General features: G+C 45.5%; 16 protein-coding genes and 1 pseudogene. 11 read left to right on the forward strand and 6 right to left on the reverse strand.

Annotated elements, in window-relative coordinates:
• The first annotated feature begins 120 nt into the window (after positions 1-120).
• From C6W44_RS00535 to purH, 3 genes are all read left to right on the forward strand, one after another.
• A complete protein-coding gene (locus tag C6W44_RS00535) occupies positions 121-1269 on the forward strand; it encodes a DUF3426 domain-containing protein (protein ID WP_105243800.1) in 1149 nt (382 codons plus the stop codon).
• Positions 1270-1479: 210 nt separating this feature from the next.
• Positions 1480-1797, forward strand: coding sequence for a DNA-binding transcriptional regulator Fis (gene fis, locus C6W44_RS00540; RefSeq protein ID WP_105243801.1), 318 nt, complete (start codon positions 1480-1482; stop codon positions 1795-1797).
• Positions 1798-1950: 153 nt separating this feature from the next.
• Positions 1951-3531 carry a bifunctional phosphoribosylaminoimidazolecarboxamide formyltransferase/IMP cyclohydrolase gene (gene purH, locus C6W44_RS00545; protein ID WP_105243802.1) on the forward strand — a complete coding sequence of 527 codons (1581 nt, stop codon included), beginning with the start codon at positions 1951-1953 and terminating at the stop codon, positions 3529-3531.
• Between the two features lie 174 nt (positions 3532-3705).
• Here purH and C6W44_RS00550 read toward each other — a convergent pair whose 3' ends face one another.
• Together C6W44_RS00550 and C6W44_RS00555 are read right to left on the reverse strand one after the other, a co-directional pair.
• Positions 3706-5580: a SurA N-terminal domain-containing protein gene (locus tag C6W44_RS00550; protein WP_105243803.1), complete on the reverse strand. Its 1875-nt coding sequence runs from the start codon at positions 5578-5580 to the stop codon at positions 3706-3708.
• Between the two features lie 459 nt (positions 5581-6039).
• Positions 6040-6312: an HU family DNA-binding protein gene (locus tag C6W44_RS00555; RefSeq protein ID WP_075100718.1), complete on the reverse strand. Its 273-nt coding sequence runs from the start codon at positions 6310-6312 to the stop codon at positions 6040-6042.
• A 616-nt stretch (positions 6313-6928) separates the two neighbouring features.
• Here C6W44_RS00555 and C6W44_RS00560 point away from each other — a divergent pair.
• The 8 genes from C6W44_RS00560 (at position 6929) to fdx (ending at position 14350) form a co-directional block, all read left to right on the forward strand.
• On the forward strand, positions 6929-7573 hold the full coding sequence (locus C6W44_RS00560) for a hypothetical protein (RefSeq protein WP_105243804.1): 645 nt from the start codon (positions 6929-6931) through the stop codon (positions 7571-7573).
• 654 nt (positions 7574-8227) lie between these two features.
• A complete protein-coding gene (locus tag C6W44_RS00565; RefSeq protein WP_105243805.1) occupies positions 8228-8737 on the forward strand; it encodes an Rrf2 family transcriptional regulator in 510 nt (169 codons plus the stop codon).
• A complete protein-coding gene (locus tag C6W44_RS00570; protein WP_105243806.1) occupies positions 8734-9960 on the forward strand; it encodes an IscS subfamily cysteine desulfurase in 1227 nt (408 codons plus the stop codon). The genes C6W44_RS00565 and C6W44_RS00570 overlap by 4 nt, the downstream gene beginning before the upstream one ends.
• Before the next feature lie 155 nt (positions 9961-10115).
• Positions 10116-10517, forward strand: coding sequence for a Fe-S cluster assembly scaffold IscU (gene iscU / locus C6W44_RS00575; RefSeq protein WP_100749875.1), 402 nt, complete (start codon positions 10116-10118; stop codon positions 10515-10517).
• A gap of 252 nt (positions 10518-10769) precedes the next feature.
• Positions 10770-11090 (forward strand): iron-sulfur cluster assembly protein IscA, encoded by a 321-nt coding sequence (gene iscA / locus C6W44_RS00580; protein WP_075100713.1) that lies wholly within the window; start codon positions 10770-10772, stop codon positions 11088-11090.
• A gap of 219 nt (positions 11091-11309) precedes the next feature.
• Positions 11310-11903, forward strand: coding sequence for a Fe-S protein assembly co-chaperone HscB (hscB, locus tag C6W44_RS00585; protein ID WP_105243807.1), 594 nt, complete (start codon positions 11310-11312; stop codon positions 11901-11903).
• A gap of 111 nt (positions 11904-12014) precedes the next feature.
• Positions 12015-13892, forward strand: coding sequence for a Fe-S protein assembly chaperone HscA (gene hscA, locus C6W44_RS00590; RefSeq protein ID WP_105243808.1), 1878 nt, complete (start codon positions 12015-12017; stop codon positions 13890-13892).
• A 119-nt stretch (positions 13893-14011) separates the two neighbouring features.
• Positions 14012-14350 carry an ISC system 2Fe-2S type ferredoxin gene (fdx, locus tag C6W44_RS00595; protein WP_075100710.1) on the forward strand — a complete coding sequence of 113 codons (339 nt, stop codon included), beginning with the start codon at positions 14012-14014 and terminating at the stop codon, positions 14348-14350.
• 155 nt (positions 14351-14505) lie between these two features.
• Here fdx and C6W44_RS00600 read toward each other — a convergent pair whose 3' ends face one another.
• The 4 genes and pseudogenes from C6W44_RS00600 to C6W44_RS00615 all read right to left on the reverse strand — a co-directional run bounded on the left by C6W44_RS00600 (position 14506) and on the right by C6W44_RS00615 (position 17582).
• Positions 14506-15903 carry an adenylate/guanylate cyclase domain-containing protein gene (locus C6W44_RS00600; protein WP_227526312.1) on the reverse strand — a complete coding sequence of 466 codons (1398 nt, stop codon included), beginning with the start codon at positions 15901-15903 and terminating at the stop codon, positions 14506-14508.
• A 329-nt stretch (positions 15904-16232) separates the two neighbouring features.
• Positions 16233-16493: pseudogene (locus C6W44_RS00605) on the reverse strand (neutral/alkaline non-lysosomal ceramidase C-terminal domain-containing protein); the annotation flags it as partial.
• A 49-nt stretch (positions 16494-16542) separates the two neighbouring features.
• Positions 16543-16866 (reverse strand): neutral/alkaline non-lysosomal ceramidase N-terminal domain-containing protein, encoded by a 324-nt coding sequence (locus tag C6W44_RS00610; protein ID WP_105243810.1) that lies wholly within the window; start codon positions 16864-16866, stop codon positions 16543-16545.
• A 281-nt stretch (positions 16867-17147) separates the two neighbouring features.
• A complete protein-coding gene (locus tag C6W44_RS00615; RefSeq protein WP_075100708.1) occupies positions 17148-17582 on the reverse strand; it encodes an HIT domain-containing protein in 435 nt (144 codons plus the stop codon).
• Between the last annotated feature and the right edge of the window lie 58 nt (positions 17583-17640).

Consider the following 17640-nt stretch of genomic DNA (forward strand, 5'->3'; position numbering starts at 1 on the left):
CTGTCCTTGCCCATGATTCATACATGAGATATTTTGTTAATGCGTAGTATATACCCCATAGGCAGCTGTTGGTGAGTGGAAAAGCGGTATTGATCACCATACTTTTTTGGACTCGACCCTATGACCACGCCCATAAAAACTCAGTGCCCCCATTGTCACGCTTGCTTTAAAGTAAAACAAACCCAATTGAACAAAGTAAACGCCACTGTCAACTGCGAGCAGTGTCATCAGAGCTTCTTAGTCAATCAGCACCTCATCGTCACCGCCGACATTGCCCCCAGCCCTCACGCTGCGACCGATACCGCCACTTCTACATCAAACAAAGCCGCGGCTCACAATGAGCTTATTCACGACGATTTGATTCATGATGATCTGATTGATGACGACCTCATCCACGATGAGCTGATTCATGATGACATGGATATAGGGGAGTCAGAAACCGACTTATTAGAGTACGATTCGCTCGACAGTATGGATGCATGGCTGACACAGGCGAGTCATCGCAACCATACCTCCAACCAGCAGCCATCTGCAGCGCAGACAAGCCCGGACTCATCGGCACAAGCAGCGCTAAGCTCTGCCGCCGCCAATGATATTCATGCCAATGTCGATGACAATGCGGACAATGCTTGGCTTGAGGCGTTGTTGAAAGAAGAAAGCCAAAACACACACAAAACACCAGATAACACCGACCTATCACAAATCTTACAAAAAATGGGCGTGCCGTTTAGTGACGAAGAAAAAAGCCAAAACGCTCGTGTAAAAGAGGCGCAAGCAAGGTTTTCACCAACGCCTGCGCGGCGCTCAGTGGCATCATTACTATGGACCCTTGGTTGCTTGGTATTGGCGCTGCTCTTATTGGCGCAATATGTCATCTTTAATATAGACACCTTGGTCAAAGACCCTGCCCACGCCGAGCGCCTACACCGCATCTGCTCCGTTGCCGTTTGTAGCTTGCCTAGTGCGGACCTAACAGCATTGAGCATTAGTCACATTACTCACCAAAAAAGCCGTATCAATACCACAGGCGCGTTTAGCGATGTCAGTGCCGCCCTTTATAATCAAAGCACCAAAGCGCAGCTCTATCCGAGCGTAAAGGTCAGTGTGTACGGCAAAGATACTATAATTGGTGAGTTTATCGCAGCGCCAGCAGATTACTTATTAAGCAAGCAAAAACAACTCGCCGCCAATAGTCAGCAGCAGTTATTGTTTACCATCCCTGTGGCCAATACTCAGATTCGCGACGTTCAGATAACGCCTTTGTATTAAGGCCTGTGTTTATCAAATGGTTAAGGTATGTTTTAGCTACGCTGACAGATACTACGAAAAATAACGCTTCATTGAGCGACTTGATGGTCATGTATTTGATAACTGGGTATCGGATATAACCTCGAATCTATCAGCGCCAAAGGCCATTAATTTGATATAATACCCTGATATCTGATGGTTTGATTTTCTCTAACCCAAGGACTTTATCTTATGGCACCTCATGCACAGCATAATGCCCACCATTTTGCTACCAGCTCTGAGCATCCTGCCGACTACTCCAAACCCCATACCGACACTGCTCATGAGCCACTGCGTGTACATGTTGAGCGTGTGGTGCGCCAGTACTTTGCCTTGTTAGGTGATGAGGTGCCAACCGACTTATACGAGCTGATTTTAAGACAAGTTGAAGAACCGCTACTGTCGGTCGTCCTCGAACAAACGCGCGGCAATCAAACCAGATGCGCCCAAATCCTCGGGCTAAATCGCGGTACACTACGCAAAAAACTCAAAACTTATGACTTAATGTAGCATCAGCTATATGCGCCTATCTATTTTGATTGACAATCATTATGCAGGGCAATTGAGCGGTGATGATCTCAGTTTTTTTGAGGTTATCTGCCACCATTGTCGTTATCATCTTGCCAGACGTTGATGTCGGGCTTTTTTTATGGAAGTTTTTTTATGAGCACAACCCCACTCGCCTTATTATCAGTCTCTGATAAATCCAATATCGTTGAATTTGCTCAAGGTCTCATCAAGGCAGGCTTTGGTTTGTTATCTACTGGCGGTACGTATCGGCTACTCACCGAAAATAACGTCGCTGTAACCGAGGTCTCAGACTATACTGGCTTTCCTGAGATGATGGACGGCCGCGTCAAGACACTACATCCTAAAATCCATGGCGGTATCTTAGGTCGCCGCGGGACTGATGATGGCGTCATGAGTGACCATCAAATCGAGCGTATTGATCTGGTGGTGGTAAACTTATATCCATTTGCGCAAACCATCGCGCGCGCCGATGTGACCATGGCTGATGCTATCGAAAACATCGATATCGGCGGCCCTACTATGGTACGGGCAGCAGCAAAAAACCATGCCCATGTCGGTATCGTCACGGACCCTGCTGACTATGAGCGCGTCCTTAACGCTCTCGGTGACAGCACTGAGCTGACTTCGGCGCTGCGTTATGACTTAGCGGTCAAAGCTTTTGAGCATACCGCACAGTATGACGGTATGATTGCCAACTTCTTGGGCAGCCGCCTCAGCCCCACGCAGGAGCCAGAAAACTTCCCACGTACCTTTAACGTGCAGCTCGAAAAAGCACAAGACTTACGTTATGGTGAAAACCCGCATCAAAACGCCGCTTTTTATGTCGAAAACCACCCATTAAAGAGCCAGCAAGCCTCTATCGCGACCGCCACACAGTTGCAAGGCAAAGCGCTGTCGTATAATAATATCGCCGATACAGATGCCGCACTGGAGTGTGTCAAAGCCTTTAGCGCGCCTGCTTGTGTGATCGTCAAACACGCCAACCCTTGCGGCGTGGCTGTGGATCAAGACCAAGTTGCTGCATACCAAACGGCCTTTAGTACCGACCCTGAGTCTTCTTTTGGTGGCATCATTGCCTTTAACCGCCCCTTGACGCTAGCCGCGGCTAAAGCCATCATTGATAATCAGTTCGTCGAAGTCATCATCGCACCAAGTATCGAAGAAGGCGTCCTCGATATCACAGCCAGCAAGAAAAACGTCCGCGTCTTGGTATGCGGCGAGTTGCCAGCACCAGACCAACGCGACGCTCAGCTTGATTATAAGCGCGTCAATGGTGGCCTACTCGTACAAGAACAAGACCTTGGCTTAATCACTGCCAATGATCTAAAAATTGTCACCGATGTACAGCCAACAGAGGCGCAGATTGCAGACTTGCTATTTAGCTGGAACGTCGCAAAATATGTCAAATCAAACGCCATCGTCTATGCCAAAGCGCAGCGCACCATCGGTGTTGGTGCCGGTCAAATGAGCCGTGTCAACTCAGCCCGTATCGCCGCCATCAAAGCTGAACACGCAGGACTTGCCACCGAAGGCGCCGTTATGGCCTCAGATGCCTTCTTCCCATTCCGTGATGGCATCGATAATGCAGCGGATGTCGGCATCTCTGCTATCATTCAGCCGGGTGGCTCGATGCGCGATGACGAAACCATCGCAGCAGCCAATGAGCATGGTATCGCCATGGTGTTCACAGGTATGCGTCATTTCCGCCACTAGTCTTTTGTAACTGAGCCGGCGCGCATGAGGCGGGTCGGTTTTGATTGCTAAATTATAGATCAAAAAAAGCCACTGTCCTTGATACAGTGGCTTTTTTACGTCTTCATGTGCGAGCGGTTATCGTCATTTAAGCCATTTAAGATGACTCAATTATCGATATTTAACGATTTGTATTTAACGACCTTGCGCGTTGGCCATGTTGGTGTCGTTAATCTCAACCTGATACACCATCCGCAGATACTCTAAGTAATCTTGCAGTTGATCTTGGCCTAAATTATCACGAATAATAGCCGCCGTTTGTGCTCTTTGCACATCAGATAATGGTGATTGCTGCTCCGTTTTGATGCGGTCACCGACCAACAAGCTGGCACCCACTTCCGTCTCGCCTGCGATGGCTACCACAGCGTTATCATCAGCTTGCTGGCTAAAGGCCATACTACGCTCTTTTTCGGTCAATTGTGTCGTTTGACGATTGATCTGACCGAGCGCTTGCAGTGTTACGGGCTGCTTGCTGATATCTGCTGGCGTTTTGATACTAGCAGCGATGGCTTTGGCTTCTTTTAGGGCCAATGCTGTGGCTTTTTGGCGACGTAGTATCTGCGTAATTTTTGGCGTCGCCGCTGACAAAGACAAGGTTTTAGTAGGACGATAATTGCTCGGCTGTACCCACACCTTGCTGTTACCTACTTCGATACCTGCGGTTACTGCCTGATCTTGAATGGTAAATTCATCAAAGGCTTGTTTGAGCACAGCTGGCTGTGACAGGACCGATTGGTTATTTTCTTTACGGTAGTCTTTGATGCGTTTTAGTGGGACGTTTTCTTGCTGAGCAATATCTTCGATACTAAAACCATCAGCCGCTAAATCATTAATGGCCGTGACTTTATCGGCATAAATCTCTTGACGCTTGTACTCTTTTGCTTTCGCCGTTAGCTCATCGCGCATGCTCTCCAGACTTGGCACCTTGCTACCATTATCTTCGGTCACTGTAAATATTTGATAGCCAAAGCTGGTTTTGATAGGTGCGGTGACATCCCCAACACTTAGGCCTTCAAGCGCTTTTTCGACCGCAGCAGCATCGCTACCAAACACCGAGGTATTCAGACGACCGATATCGCCGCCGTTCTCTCCTGACGGATCATCGGACTCGGCTTTGGCAAGCGCGGCAAACGACTCACCTTTGTCTAAACGTGCCTGAATTCTTTCAGCACGCGCCTTGGCGTTGTCACCTGTGAGGAGTATTTGGCTGATTCTACGCTCGTCTACCACTGCTTGGCTTTGCTTATACGCTTCATACTGCTGCTGTAGATCCGCTTCAGTGACCTCATCAACCTGAATGGCTTGTGGGTCTAGTTGAATATAAGCCAAATCCACCATCGCGGCACTTTTTAGTGTGTCTTTATTGGCATCATAATAAGCCTGAATATCGCTTTTGCTGACTTCGACTTGATCGGCATAGTCTTGCCAATTAAACCGATGGAGCCAGATATTGCGCGACTCCATTTGCAAATCAATCAATTGACTGACCGCTTGCATCGGATAAATCGCAGTACCGACGATACTGGCATTGAGCTGATCGAGGCTTAACTGATTGCGAAACTCAGCAAACAGCTGGTTTTTTGTCATACCGCGATTGCGCAAAAAGTTTGCAAACTGCTCATTAGAAAAATTGCCGTCCGCATCTTTAAATGCTTCTTCTTGACGCAGCAAACGGTTGATGGTGTCATCAGAGACCGTCATCCCAAGCTTACCTGCCTGCTGCTCTAACAATGTGCGATCTATAAGGCCTTTTAGCACCTGCTCGTGTAGCACATCCTCATTTAAGAGGCTGGCATCATCAACTTGCTCTAAGATTTCGGTACGACGGTTATTTACCGCAGCTTGATACTCAGACAGTCCCACACTTGCCTCACCCACCTGAGCGACTTGGTTTGGGTCGACACTACCGCCAAAGTAGCTTTCGACACCCAATAGCGCAAGCGGTGACAGGCATAAAATCAATAAAATGCGACCTGGCCAGCTTTTTAAAAAATCGCGCAATTTATCCATAGTTATCTCTGCTTTATTAACCTATGTTGATGAAAAACCATTGTAATATTATGCCTATCGACGCTGTGGTAACGATACTATCTAAGCCGGCAATGGTATGAGTAAGGGCGTGTGAGTTTTGGTACAAAACCAAGAGATATCAATCAATCTTGATTTAGACAATGCATCTACAGCGCGCCCTATGATACGTGATTTTTAAGACAGACTCAAAATATTCATGATGTCTGATACAAACTATCGCAATAAAAAAAGCACCTAAATATTAGGTGCTTTTTGCTATTTGGCTCATGGCTTAAATAATAAGCAAATCCATGAGCGACCTTCTATCTTTTTACGGCATACAGACACTGCATTTATACGTATCTTGTATCCAATTTTAGTCTCTGCCTAATAGGTGGCCGTAGTTTTATAGTGGTCTATACCTTATATAGTCTTAAAAAGTACTATCTTAACAAAGGCTTAGTTTAAGCGCTCTTTTAAGTTCTTACCAGCTTTAAAGCTTGGTACTTTGCTTGCTGGGATGTTTAGCTCTTCACCAGTCTTAGGGTTACGGCCAGTACGTGCTTTGCGGTCTTTTACGCTAAAAGTACCAAAACCAACCAAAGAGATGCTGTCGCCAGCTTCTAAAGCTTCACCAACACTTTCCATAACAGCGTTTAGTGCATCGCCAGCTTGGGTTTTGTTCAGACCACTTTTTTCTGCGATGCTATCAATCAATTCTGACTTATTCATAAAGTTTCCTTCAAGTTTAAGGGGGATAATACACGCTCACGCCAGGTATTGTAACGCTCTCATAGCACTTAAGCAATAAAAACTACCTGACTTGCGTATTAACAGGTTTCGCTTTGTTATCGTCTTTATATCAAGGCCGCATAAGGAGCGCAAGCGATTTTACATATTTTTGTGCCGCTTACTACGTATTTGACACTCAATGTTACGCAAAACCCCTGCAATTTTTTTATCAACTCACTACTTTACCTTAGACAGCTTGACTACCTACTGTTTTGTCCAGTAAATTGCTCTCACTATAGTATTTGAACCTATCCTTAGCTTAAAAACACTAATGAGTCATCAACAAGCCACTACTGGCTCTAAGACAACAGGCAGCCAAAGCCGAAAATAGCACAAAAAATATCGACTTATCAATACACTTGACACATCGACTTATCAATACACTTGACACAAAGGTTACCAAGAGTCAGAAACTTACGTTACTTTTTATTATAAAGACGTTACTATAAGCAAAATATAATCGCATATTTTGGGTGTATCTTGATTTTTAAGTTATTTTTTATTGATCAAATCCTCATTTTACGACACGTTACTAAAATAACCACGGATTATCTACATGAAGCGTTCTACGTTATCTCACTCTTTTCTCAATATCTTTTTGGTGTTCATCGAGTCAGCATTGACCTTACTGTTACGCCTAGATCCTGAATTACGTAAAGCAGCTTATCCTTTAGCCAAGCAAGGTACTGTCGTCGCGCTGCGCTTGTACCTCCCCCATGTAGAAGTTTTTGCCACCTTTAGTACCAAAGGCGTATTATTAGACGCGCAACTGCCGATAGGCCGTAGTGAGCCTGATGTCGTCATCAATGCCTACAGTATCCAAGTCATCAACGCCATCACCACTCACGATAGCGAAAGCACCGAAAAGCTACAAATGCGCGGGGAGTCAGTGCAAGTACAGTTGGTCAAGCAATTTATCATGCAATTGGGTCTAGGCAGCCTCATCCAAGGACTGGTGAAAAAGTTCAAAGGCAGTAAAGACAAATCTAAGCCCACTGAAGCGGAGATGGCAGAAAAAAAGGAGAGCTACAAACTGCGTATCAAAGAGCAACAAACGCAAATCAACACCTTAACCATCAAAAACCGCGAGCTTGAAACCACGGTCAAAGAGCTACAAAGCAAACAAAAAACACTGACGATTGTAACTGTCGTCGCCCTGCTTGTCATGATTGGCGCGATTATCGCATTATTAATAAATTAAACGAGTCCACTAAACGAAGCAATAAAATCGACAGGTATCATTAAGAAGTCTATTAGTCGCTTTATGGTGGCGTCTTTAACAGGCTACTGACCAGTCATCAAACAGTAGGGTGCCATATCAAAGATACAGCCTAGATATCTATTGCTGTCACCCTACCTTCTCCTACCTTGCCTTTTATCAAGTATCGTTAATTCTAAACCAAAAAAAATGCACCTATTATGCCGCATGCGACTGGTATCAACTTTTCTTGCGTGCTGCTTATTTTTGAAGCTTTACGGCATTTATACCTATAACACTGGGTTTGTTTTATAGTGCACCCACTATATCTTTACTCCTCATTTGTTTTTACTCTTGATTATTATCCATCATTGCTTTTATGCATCATTGTTTTTATCAATCATAGCCATCAGCTTGATTAACCATTCAACCATACTTTAATCTTGACTAAATTACTCAGGATTAAGTATAATTGGCTTAATCGTTGCACACATCGGGTTGACCATCTGTTGTTTAACGACGATAAGACACCACTTAGCAGATGACTTTTATTTGAGCATGGCAGAGGTTTTGCCTTTTTTATCTTTCGCTTTGGTAGAGAGTCTCTTACTAAGATCGTTGTTAAATAAAAATGATATATAAGTTTGGAGATAACACATGCGTTTGACTACTCGAGGCAGATACGCCGTGACCGCGTTGCTAGATTTGGCGCTACAAACCAGCCAACAAGACAGTGCGGTATCCTTATCTGATATCGCTAAACGGCAATCAATATCTATCTCTTACCTCGAACAGTTATTTTCCAAACTACGCAAAGGTGGGCTTGTCACCAGTATACGTGGTGCCGCTGGTGGTTATTACTTAGCCAAACCGCTAAACGAGATAGATGTGATGAGCATCATATCTGCGGTCGATGAGTCGGTTAATGCGATGCAGTGTGAAGGACGTGGCGACTGCCAAGGTGGTACAATGTGCCTAACCCATGATCTATGGTGTGCATTGTCCAATCATATCGAGCAGTACTTGAAAAACATAACATTAGCGCAATTATTAGATATGGAAAATGTGCAGTCCGTCTCAGAGCGACAGCACACCTCCACCAAAGAAGTTTCTATAAAAGACATTAATACCATTACCCTATCGAACAGCGAGGCAAACCCAGCATGAGCCAACATAACAACCTTATATATTTAGATTATGCCGCCACCACGCCAGTTGCTAAATCAGTAGCTGCCAAGATGAGCGAGTATCTGACTGTAGATGGCATCTTTGGTAACCCAGCCTCGCGCTCGCACGGCTACGGCTGGCAAGCAGAAGAAGCTGTAGAAACGGCGCGTCAGCAAGTAGCTGAAGTCATCAACGCTGATCCTCGTGAAATCGTCTTTACCTCTGGTGCGACTGAATCCGACAACCTTGCCATCAAAGGCGCGGCGCATTTTTATCAATCGCGCGGCAAGCACATCATTACCAGTAAAATTGAGCACAAAGCAGTTTTAGATACCTGCCGTGAGCTTGAGCAAGAAGGTTTTGAGATTACTTACTTAGAGCCACAAGCCGGTACGGGTCTTATTTTGCCAGAGCAAGTAAAAGATGCATTACGTGACGATACGATTTTGGTATCACTGATGATGGTAAACAATGAGCTTGGTACCATCACCGATGTCGCAGCGATTGGTGAAATCACTCGTGACGCTGGCGTGGTTTTCCATGTCGATGGCGCGCAGTCTGTCGGTAAAGTAAAAATCAATCTTGAAGAAATGAAAATTGATTTGATGAGTTTCTCAGGACACAAAGTCTATGGCCCTAAAGGGATTGGCGCATTGTTTGTCCGCCGTAAGCCGCGCATTCGCCTAAAAGCTGAGCAGCATGGCGGTGGTCATGAGCGTGGTATGCGCTCAGGTACATTACCGACGCATCAAATCGTAGGTCTAGGAGCGGCATTTGCCCTAGCCAATGAGCGCTTTGAAGAGGATCATGCTCACGTTGCCAAGCTCCGCCAAAAACTATGGGATGGCCTGCAAGATATCGAAGAGATCTACCTAAATGGGGATCTTGAGAATAGCGTGCCAAACATTGTAAACATTAGCTTTAACTTTGTTGAAGGCGAGTCATTGATGATGTCGCTAAAAGACTTAGCTGTTTCATCAGGCTCGGCCTGTACGTCTGCGACGCTTGAGCCATCATATGTATTACGTGCTATTGGTCGTCCAGATGAGTTGGCTCACAGCTCAATCCGCTTCAGCTTTGGCCGTTATACTACCGAAGAAGACATCGACCGTGTCATCAAACAAATGCACGAAGCGGTTGAGAAACTGCGCGCCCTATCACCACTTTGGGATATGTATCAAGAAGGTGTGGATTTAGATTCAGTGGAATGGGCTGAGCACTAACATTTGCCAAACAAATCGCCTTTGCGCGCTTTGTTTTAAATATTTATAAAACGATTGATCAGACAATTACAGTAAGCGTTTGACCCCAATTATCGATGAGCGACGGATACATAGTAAACAATCTATCTCTCATCCCCTAACTAGGAGAAAACCCCATGGCCTATAGTGACCAAGTTATTGATCATTACGAAAACCCACGCAACGTCGGCAATCTTGACAAAAACGCTAAAAACGTTGGTACCGGTATGGTCGGTGCCCCAGCGTGTGGCGATGTGATGCGCCTACAGATCCAAGTAGATGATAACGGTATCATCGAAGATGCACGTTTTAAAACGTACGGCTGCGGCTCAGCGATTGCCTCAAGCTCACTTGTCACCGAGTGGCTAAAAGGCAAAAGCTTGGACCAAGCTGGCGAGATTAAAAATATGGACATCGCTGAAGAGTTAGCTTTGCCACCAGTAAAAGTGCATTGCTCTGTACTCGCAGAAGACGCAATCAAAGCGGCTATCAGCGACTATAAAGGCAAGCATGGTACCGCTGAAGAAGCGACCAGCTAAGCTTATTGGCCATATGCATTGTTTTATTAGCAAGGCGTCAGTAGAACTCTAATGGGGATCGCTACTGACGCCATAAAGGTGACAATAACGCTACTGTAATTGTCACCTTTTATTTTCTAACTGGCGCAAACACATAAGCCTGGTAGATTTGCTACTAGTCTCATACTCGTTATTAATAGCCGTCATTGATTTTATGGTCGATGACATCATATTAAAAGATATCTTTATTATTGATAGTCAATGGGAGTTGGCATGATTGAAATGACAGAACGCGCCGCCCAGCATGTTCGAGAGTTTTTGGACAATCGCGGCAAAGGCGAAGGTATCCGTGTGGGCATTCGTACCGCAGGCTGTTCAGGCTTGGCCTATGTCTTAGAGTTTGTAGATACCCCTGATGACAATGACACACGTTACGAAAGCCGCGGTGTGAGCATCTTTATCGATCCGAAAAGCTTGGTCTATTTAGACGGCTTATTGATGGATTATGAAAAAGAAGGCTTAAATGAAGGCTTTAAGTTCACAAACCCCAACCAAAAAGGCGAATGTGGTTGCGGTGAGTCGTTTACTGTTTAAAGTTGCCCACCCTTAGCCATTGGCCCATTGGCCATCATTATGAATGAGGCCTACTGGCCTTTAAGCATGTTGTATTTTGATAAAAAATGTCGTTTGCAACATTTCTATTATTCAGTTGGTAGGCTATACATCACCCTATCTGGCGCTTGATAGCCCACTAAATATGATAAGCACTGGTATCTCAGACACTTTATAATAAATAAAAGCAAGGCGTATGATATGACAGACATCACCGCAGAAGCACAGTTTGATAACTTTTTTGCTCTATTTGAGCAGCCCGCTCAGTTTGAGATTGATCAGGCCCGTCTGGATCAACAGTTACGTCTACTACAAAAACGCTATCACCCTGATAATCTGATGGTAGATAGCACAAAAGACGTGACGAGTGTGACGGAGGCCAAACAGCAATCAGAGCAAGCTTCAGCACTGATAAATCAAGCATACCAAACCTTAAAGGCTCCTGATAGCCGCGCCGGCTACCTATTAGAGATGGCAAATCAGGCTCATAATCTTGAGCACTCAATTGCCGATTTAGATTTTTTAGAAGACGCCATGCAGATGCGTATCGATCTAGATGAAGCGATCGAAGATAAGGATCGGACAACGCTTGCGCAGCTACAACCCCAGATTACCACTCGTCTGAGCAAACAGTCTGAGCGCTTTAGCAGTGCCTATCAAAAGCAAGACTGGCAGACCGCGATTGATGCCACCCAAAAGCTTAAGTTTTTGGTAAAACTCAATGCCGATGTGACGACTGGTCTCGATGAAGTCGCCAGTACTGAGCACTCTGATGACGATGATTTATATGTTTAGGGTGTCTAGATAAACATACCTTCAATATTTAAATTTAAAGATTGATATTTATCATCATTCGTCATCATAATTGCGCCATTTCCTTTATTTATTTTATCTTTGAGTGATTTTATGTCTTTATTGCAAATTGCCGAACCCAATCAAAGTGCCCAACCTCATCAGCATCGTTTTGGTCTAGGTATCGACCTTGGCACCACACGCTCACTGGTCGCAGTCGTACGCTCAGGCAAAGCGCAAGTCTTAGAGGCAGGCGCTGACAACGATACGTTGCTGCCCTCTGTCGTCTACTACCCCAGCACTGGCAAACCCATGGTAGGATATGATGCCTTAGCGCATTTGGCCGATGACCCAAAAAATACCATCGTATCTGCCAAGCGCTTTATGGGTCGTAGTCAAGCGGATATTAAGTTCTCTCATCCTTATGAGTTAAGTGGTAATGCAGACGACATGCCAGCTTTTGTCACCGCCCAAGGTAAGGTGTCCCCTGTCGAAGTCTCAGCACGTATCCTAGCCGCCCTCGAGCAGCGCGCCGCAAGCGCATTACCTGCCGACAGCATCGAAGGGGCAGTGATCACTGTTCCCGCTTATTTTGATGAGGCGCAGCGCCAAGCGACCAAGGATGCCGCACAAGCTGCTGGTATCAATGTGCTACGTCTGTTAAATGAGCCCACGGCAGCCGCTGTCGCCTACGGCCTTGATAAGCCTACTCGAGATAACACGCAAAGCCATTACTTAATTTATGATTTGGGCGGCGGTACCTTTGATGTCTCTATCTTAAAGCTCACTGATGGGGTTTTTGAAGTCTTAGCAACTGGCGGCAACAGTGCGTTAGGCGGTGATGATATCGACCGCTTGCTGACCAACTGGTTGATCAAACAATTAGGTATCGACCCAAAAGACGTCAGTCGGCACGACAAGTCAATCCTTGCCCAGCGAGCCAAAGCATATAAGCAAGCTTTGACGGACGCCGAGCAGGTCGCTATCGACATTACGGTCAACGGCCACTCTTATCAAGGCACCTTACGCCGTGACGATTTGTTGACCATTGCCGAGCCTGTCAATCGCCGTACGCTTAGCGTCTGCGAGCAGGTTTTACGCGATGCCAAGCTATCTATTGACGATTTAGATGAAGTCATCTTGGTGGGCGGCTCAACCCGTATGCCAGCTGTGCAACAAGTGGTGAGCACGTTTTTTGGCAAACAGCCACTTTGCCGCTTAAACCCAGATGAAGTCGTCGCTCTAGGAGCTGCACAAACAGCGCATCAACTGGTCAATGGCGATAGCGACAACACACTTTTATTATTAGATGTCACTCCTTTGTCACTCGGTCTTGAGACCATGGGCGGCCTAGTTGAAGTACTTATCCCACGTAATACCCCTATCCCTGTCAAAAAACGCCAAGTATTTACCACCTATCAGGACGGTCAGACAGGCATGGTGATTCATGTAGTTCAAGGCGAGCGCGAAACTGTCGAAAACTGCCGTTCGCTTGGACGTTTTGAATTATATGGCATCCCGCCGATGAAAGCGGGCTTTGCCCGTATCGAGGTCACCTTTAGCATTGATGCCAATGGTCAATTGACAGTCAGCGCGCAAGAAACCACCACCAAGACAGAAAGCAAAATTGAGATTGTGCCTTCTTATGGCTTGTCAGATGAGCAAAAAGAGCAATTGCTTATGGCGGGGTTTGAGCACGCTGAAGAAGATAAAAATGCACGCTCTTTAATCGAGACCAAAGTAGAAGCAGAACGCGAAGTATTGGCGCTACAGTCTGCGCTGCAAGAGTTTGCAGCCTTATTGACCTCTGATGAACAGCAAGCTCTAACGCAGCAAACACAAGCACTACAAACAGCACTAAGCACCGATGATATAACTCTCATTGAAGCCGAACAAGCCAAGCTCAAACCGCATAGCGATGCATTTGCTGCTCGTATTATGAATCAAAGCGTCAAGGCCAGCATGGCAGGTACCAGCGCTCAAGATTGGTAAAAACGCGTATAGAATTTATCTAGATACGGCTTAGCCATAATAGATGTGATGACGTGTAACAGACCTGATATATTTTTGAGTTTTTATTTTTTAATTGATTAGCACCGGACAGATAATTTATGCCAAAGATTACCGTATTACCTCATCATGAGATTTGCCCCGAAGGCACTGAAGTCGAGCTAGAAGCTGGCCAGAACCTATGCAAAGCCCTACTAGAAAAAGGTATTAAGATAGAGCACGCGTGTGAGATGTCAAAAGCCTGTACCACCTGTCATGTGGTGGTGCGTAAAGGATTTAATAGCCTAGATGAGATGGACGATATCGAAGCGGATCTTTTAGACCGTGCTTGGGGGCTGGAGCCAGACTCACGTTTGTCTTGTCAGGTGATGCTAGAAGACGACGACTTGACCATCGAGATTCCCAAATACACGCTCAACCATGCTAAAGAAAACCACTGATAACATACCACTAATAACATATAGTCAAAGCCATCATAAAACGCCAACGATGACTGCGTATCATGGTTGGCGTTTTTGTCTGCTCACGGACGAGCTGACATATTAAGTATGAAGTTAAATATGGTCATACAGATGTCAAATCAGTAAAAGAGTCGCTATTGATCGTTATAACGCTGGCTTTCTGCTGCAATAGCATTTGCTACTTTTTCTTGCTCTTGTTCGATACGCTCGAGAGCGAGGTTTAGACGCTCTCGGATGTCTTGATAGTCTTGATCTTTCATGTCTTTGAAATTTAGATGCAAATTAAATCCTGGTAATGTATGGTCCACCCATTTTGATAGCGGACCTTTATTGGCATCAGGATCGAGGACTTGCCAAGCATTGACTTTTTCGTCGAAGCCTTTTAGCTGAAACGCACCTGCATGCTGACATTCATAATTGTGGCAAACATAATCATAAGTACTTTCGCTGACGAGTATCTCATCTTTGCCCGCGCTACTCTCCAGCCGCGCCGCGAGATTGGCCTCTTTGCCAATCAATGTATAGCTCAAGCGATTATTGCTACCAAAGTTGCCGACATGACAATAGCCTGTCGTGATACCAACGCGTATATACAGCCCTGCAAAACCCATTAGCCGCCACTTATGTCTCAGGGTACGCATCTCACGGCGCATATCTAGCGCCATTGCCACACAGTCAAGCGCATCTTGACGCGCACCTTGACTGCTAGGCTCTCCAAAAAAACACACCATCCCATCGCCGACGAACTTATCAAGCACAGCGCCATGCTTATTGGCGATGACCGTCATGCAGTGCATATAGGTATTTAAAATATCTGCCAGATTGTCCGAGCTTAAACTATCAGACAGCTCTGTAAAACCCACAATATCCGAAAACATAATCGTCAGCTTAGCACGTTTGTTTGACACACTAACGGGCGCATCTGTTTTTACAATTGGCTCCCAAATCTGCGGTGGCACAAAACGGGTTAGCTTATTGATGACTGAAACCATGGTACTCAAACGCCCTACCGCTTGCTGCGCGCGCTGTTGGTGACCCATGTACTTTTGATACACATAGCGAAATTGACACAGCATCACCGCCATACTGGACAGTAGCACCACTGGCGTCAGCCAACTGTCATGGCAGTCCATCTGCGTGCTGTTTAAAATCACGCTGACATAATAAAAAACAATCACAGTCACTATCGAGACAATGACCAGTCTAATTTGGTTTTCAGGACTACTAATAATAATACGTAGCGCAATCAAAGCTGCCAGACTGATCGACATGACCGTGCACAGCTGTATCGAACCTATGACTGCAGACAGCAAAATAATGACGATATTGGAGGTCCAAAAACTGGTCTGACGGCGATAGTTATATATCAAAATCAGCAAGCTTGGCAGGCTAACGACGATCAGCAGTGCCATCGAGGTGGCACTAAAGTCAAAATGCAGGGCAAGAAGCACAACCGTTAGGATCAAGACAAACACTTCTGGATAGTCGAATCGATAGATACCATTCGTCTGCGATGAAAATTTCGGTCTCAATGTATCTAAAAGAAGCATATGAAGTGTTCGCTTAATAAAGCAGACGATCGATAAATATTAGGAGAAGGAAGATAGCACAATGACAGTTAATGTCGTTATGAACATACTATTTTCAAAACCCAAGCAACAGGCAGACAAACCCTTAGCCGACTACCACAACTCGCCAGCACCGATGACACTTTAGGTTTGGTATAAGGCAAGCTAAAAGACTATTATACGTTTTCATTTTTATAAAACCTACGTTACTGATACGCAAAACCCTACCGTTGGTCACTTAATGAGCAAGCCATAATAAGCAAGTTTATAGCCTTACTTGGTACTTGGCTGTCTTACTGCACCCTAAAGCTGCTTGAGGCACCAGAGTAAGGCTTAATCTTGCCTGTCCAGCCGCTTTTCCAGTCGCCAGCATGGGTCAGTCGATATGTCCCTGCTGACGTATCGGCACTGATGCGCCAATCGATAATCGCCTTACTATATGCCGCACCTTGACGCTGCCAAGTATAAGTGGTCTCAAAGTCACGGTCGCTCAGATAGTCCTCCCATTGACCATCTTGGTAACGCTGCACCTTAAGAAAGCTGTCTTCGGTACGTAGGTTGTTTTTGGGGTGCGCTGCACGAAATACCGCCGTAGCGACTTCCCTACTTTGGTAACATCGAAGTGACTATTCCGCCGACGATAGCGTTGAAGTTTTGCTGACTATAGCCCGCTAGTGTGTCGTCCGTGCTGGCGATTTGATACAGCTGCTGATGCGAGTAGCCAGTATTTCCCACGTGAGTATGCGTGGCGGCAAGCATCACGTTATCGTCGTTATACAAGTCGCCAAAATCTGCTTGTAAGCGTTTGATGACCTCAAGCTTGACCGCGTTAAACATCGCGCCCATATCCGCTGAGACATAGACAACGTAGGTCGTCGTGACGAGGGTGGTGAGATAGAGGAAGTAGCCATTTGTTGTCCTTAACATAGAGTGAAACTTTAAATCAAACAATCCTGATTTAAAATTGAAGGTCTCAGCACTTCGCACCGCATCTACTCTGATGTGACGCAGCAAAGACACTGAGCTGACAAGCTGGCTATATCCATTTAGCCAACTTACACTCTAATATAACGACTGACAGACAAATGTAAAATATTTTCGTAAAGCCGTACAATAAACTCATTAACACAGAGAGCTATGCTTACAGACAAACGCTCACGCCTATGCGTATTTAACCGTTTATTACCAAAGGCTTATTGCTAAAAGACCTATTGCATCTGCCAATCAAACGGCATTTGATGATGACCACGCAGCGCCATCATCAAAGTTTGCTGCATCTGCGCCAGTACTTCTTTGGTATAAGGTACAGCAGGGACGCCCCACACTGGGTTGGGCCACTGCATATCGTTTTGATAACGAACGATATGATGAAAATGAAGCTGCGGTACTTGATTGCCCAGCGCAGCCACGTTCATCTTGTCAGCCTGAAAAGTCTTGGCAAGTTGGCTGGACAACCAGCTCGACTCACGCAAAAACTGCGCTTGGTCAGCCTCAGACAGCTCATACAATTCTTTGATACCAGAGACACGTGGCACCAATATCAACCAAGGAAACTGACAATCATTGATTAAACGGCAGGTCGATAATGGGAAATCTCCCACCAAAAAACTGTCGGCTGCAAGTTTATGATGAAGTTGGAACATAATGACGGTTCTCTTGTTATGAAGGGGATAACGCTTAAATACTAAAAAAAAGGGTGAC

Origin of the sequence: Psychrobacter sp. Marseille-P5312, from assembly GCF_900291405.1 — a bacterium.
Classification (GTDB): Bacteria; Pseudomonadota; Gammaproteobacteria; order Pseudomonadales; family Moraxellaceae; genus Psychrobacter; species Psychrobacter celer.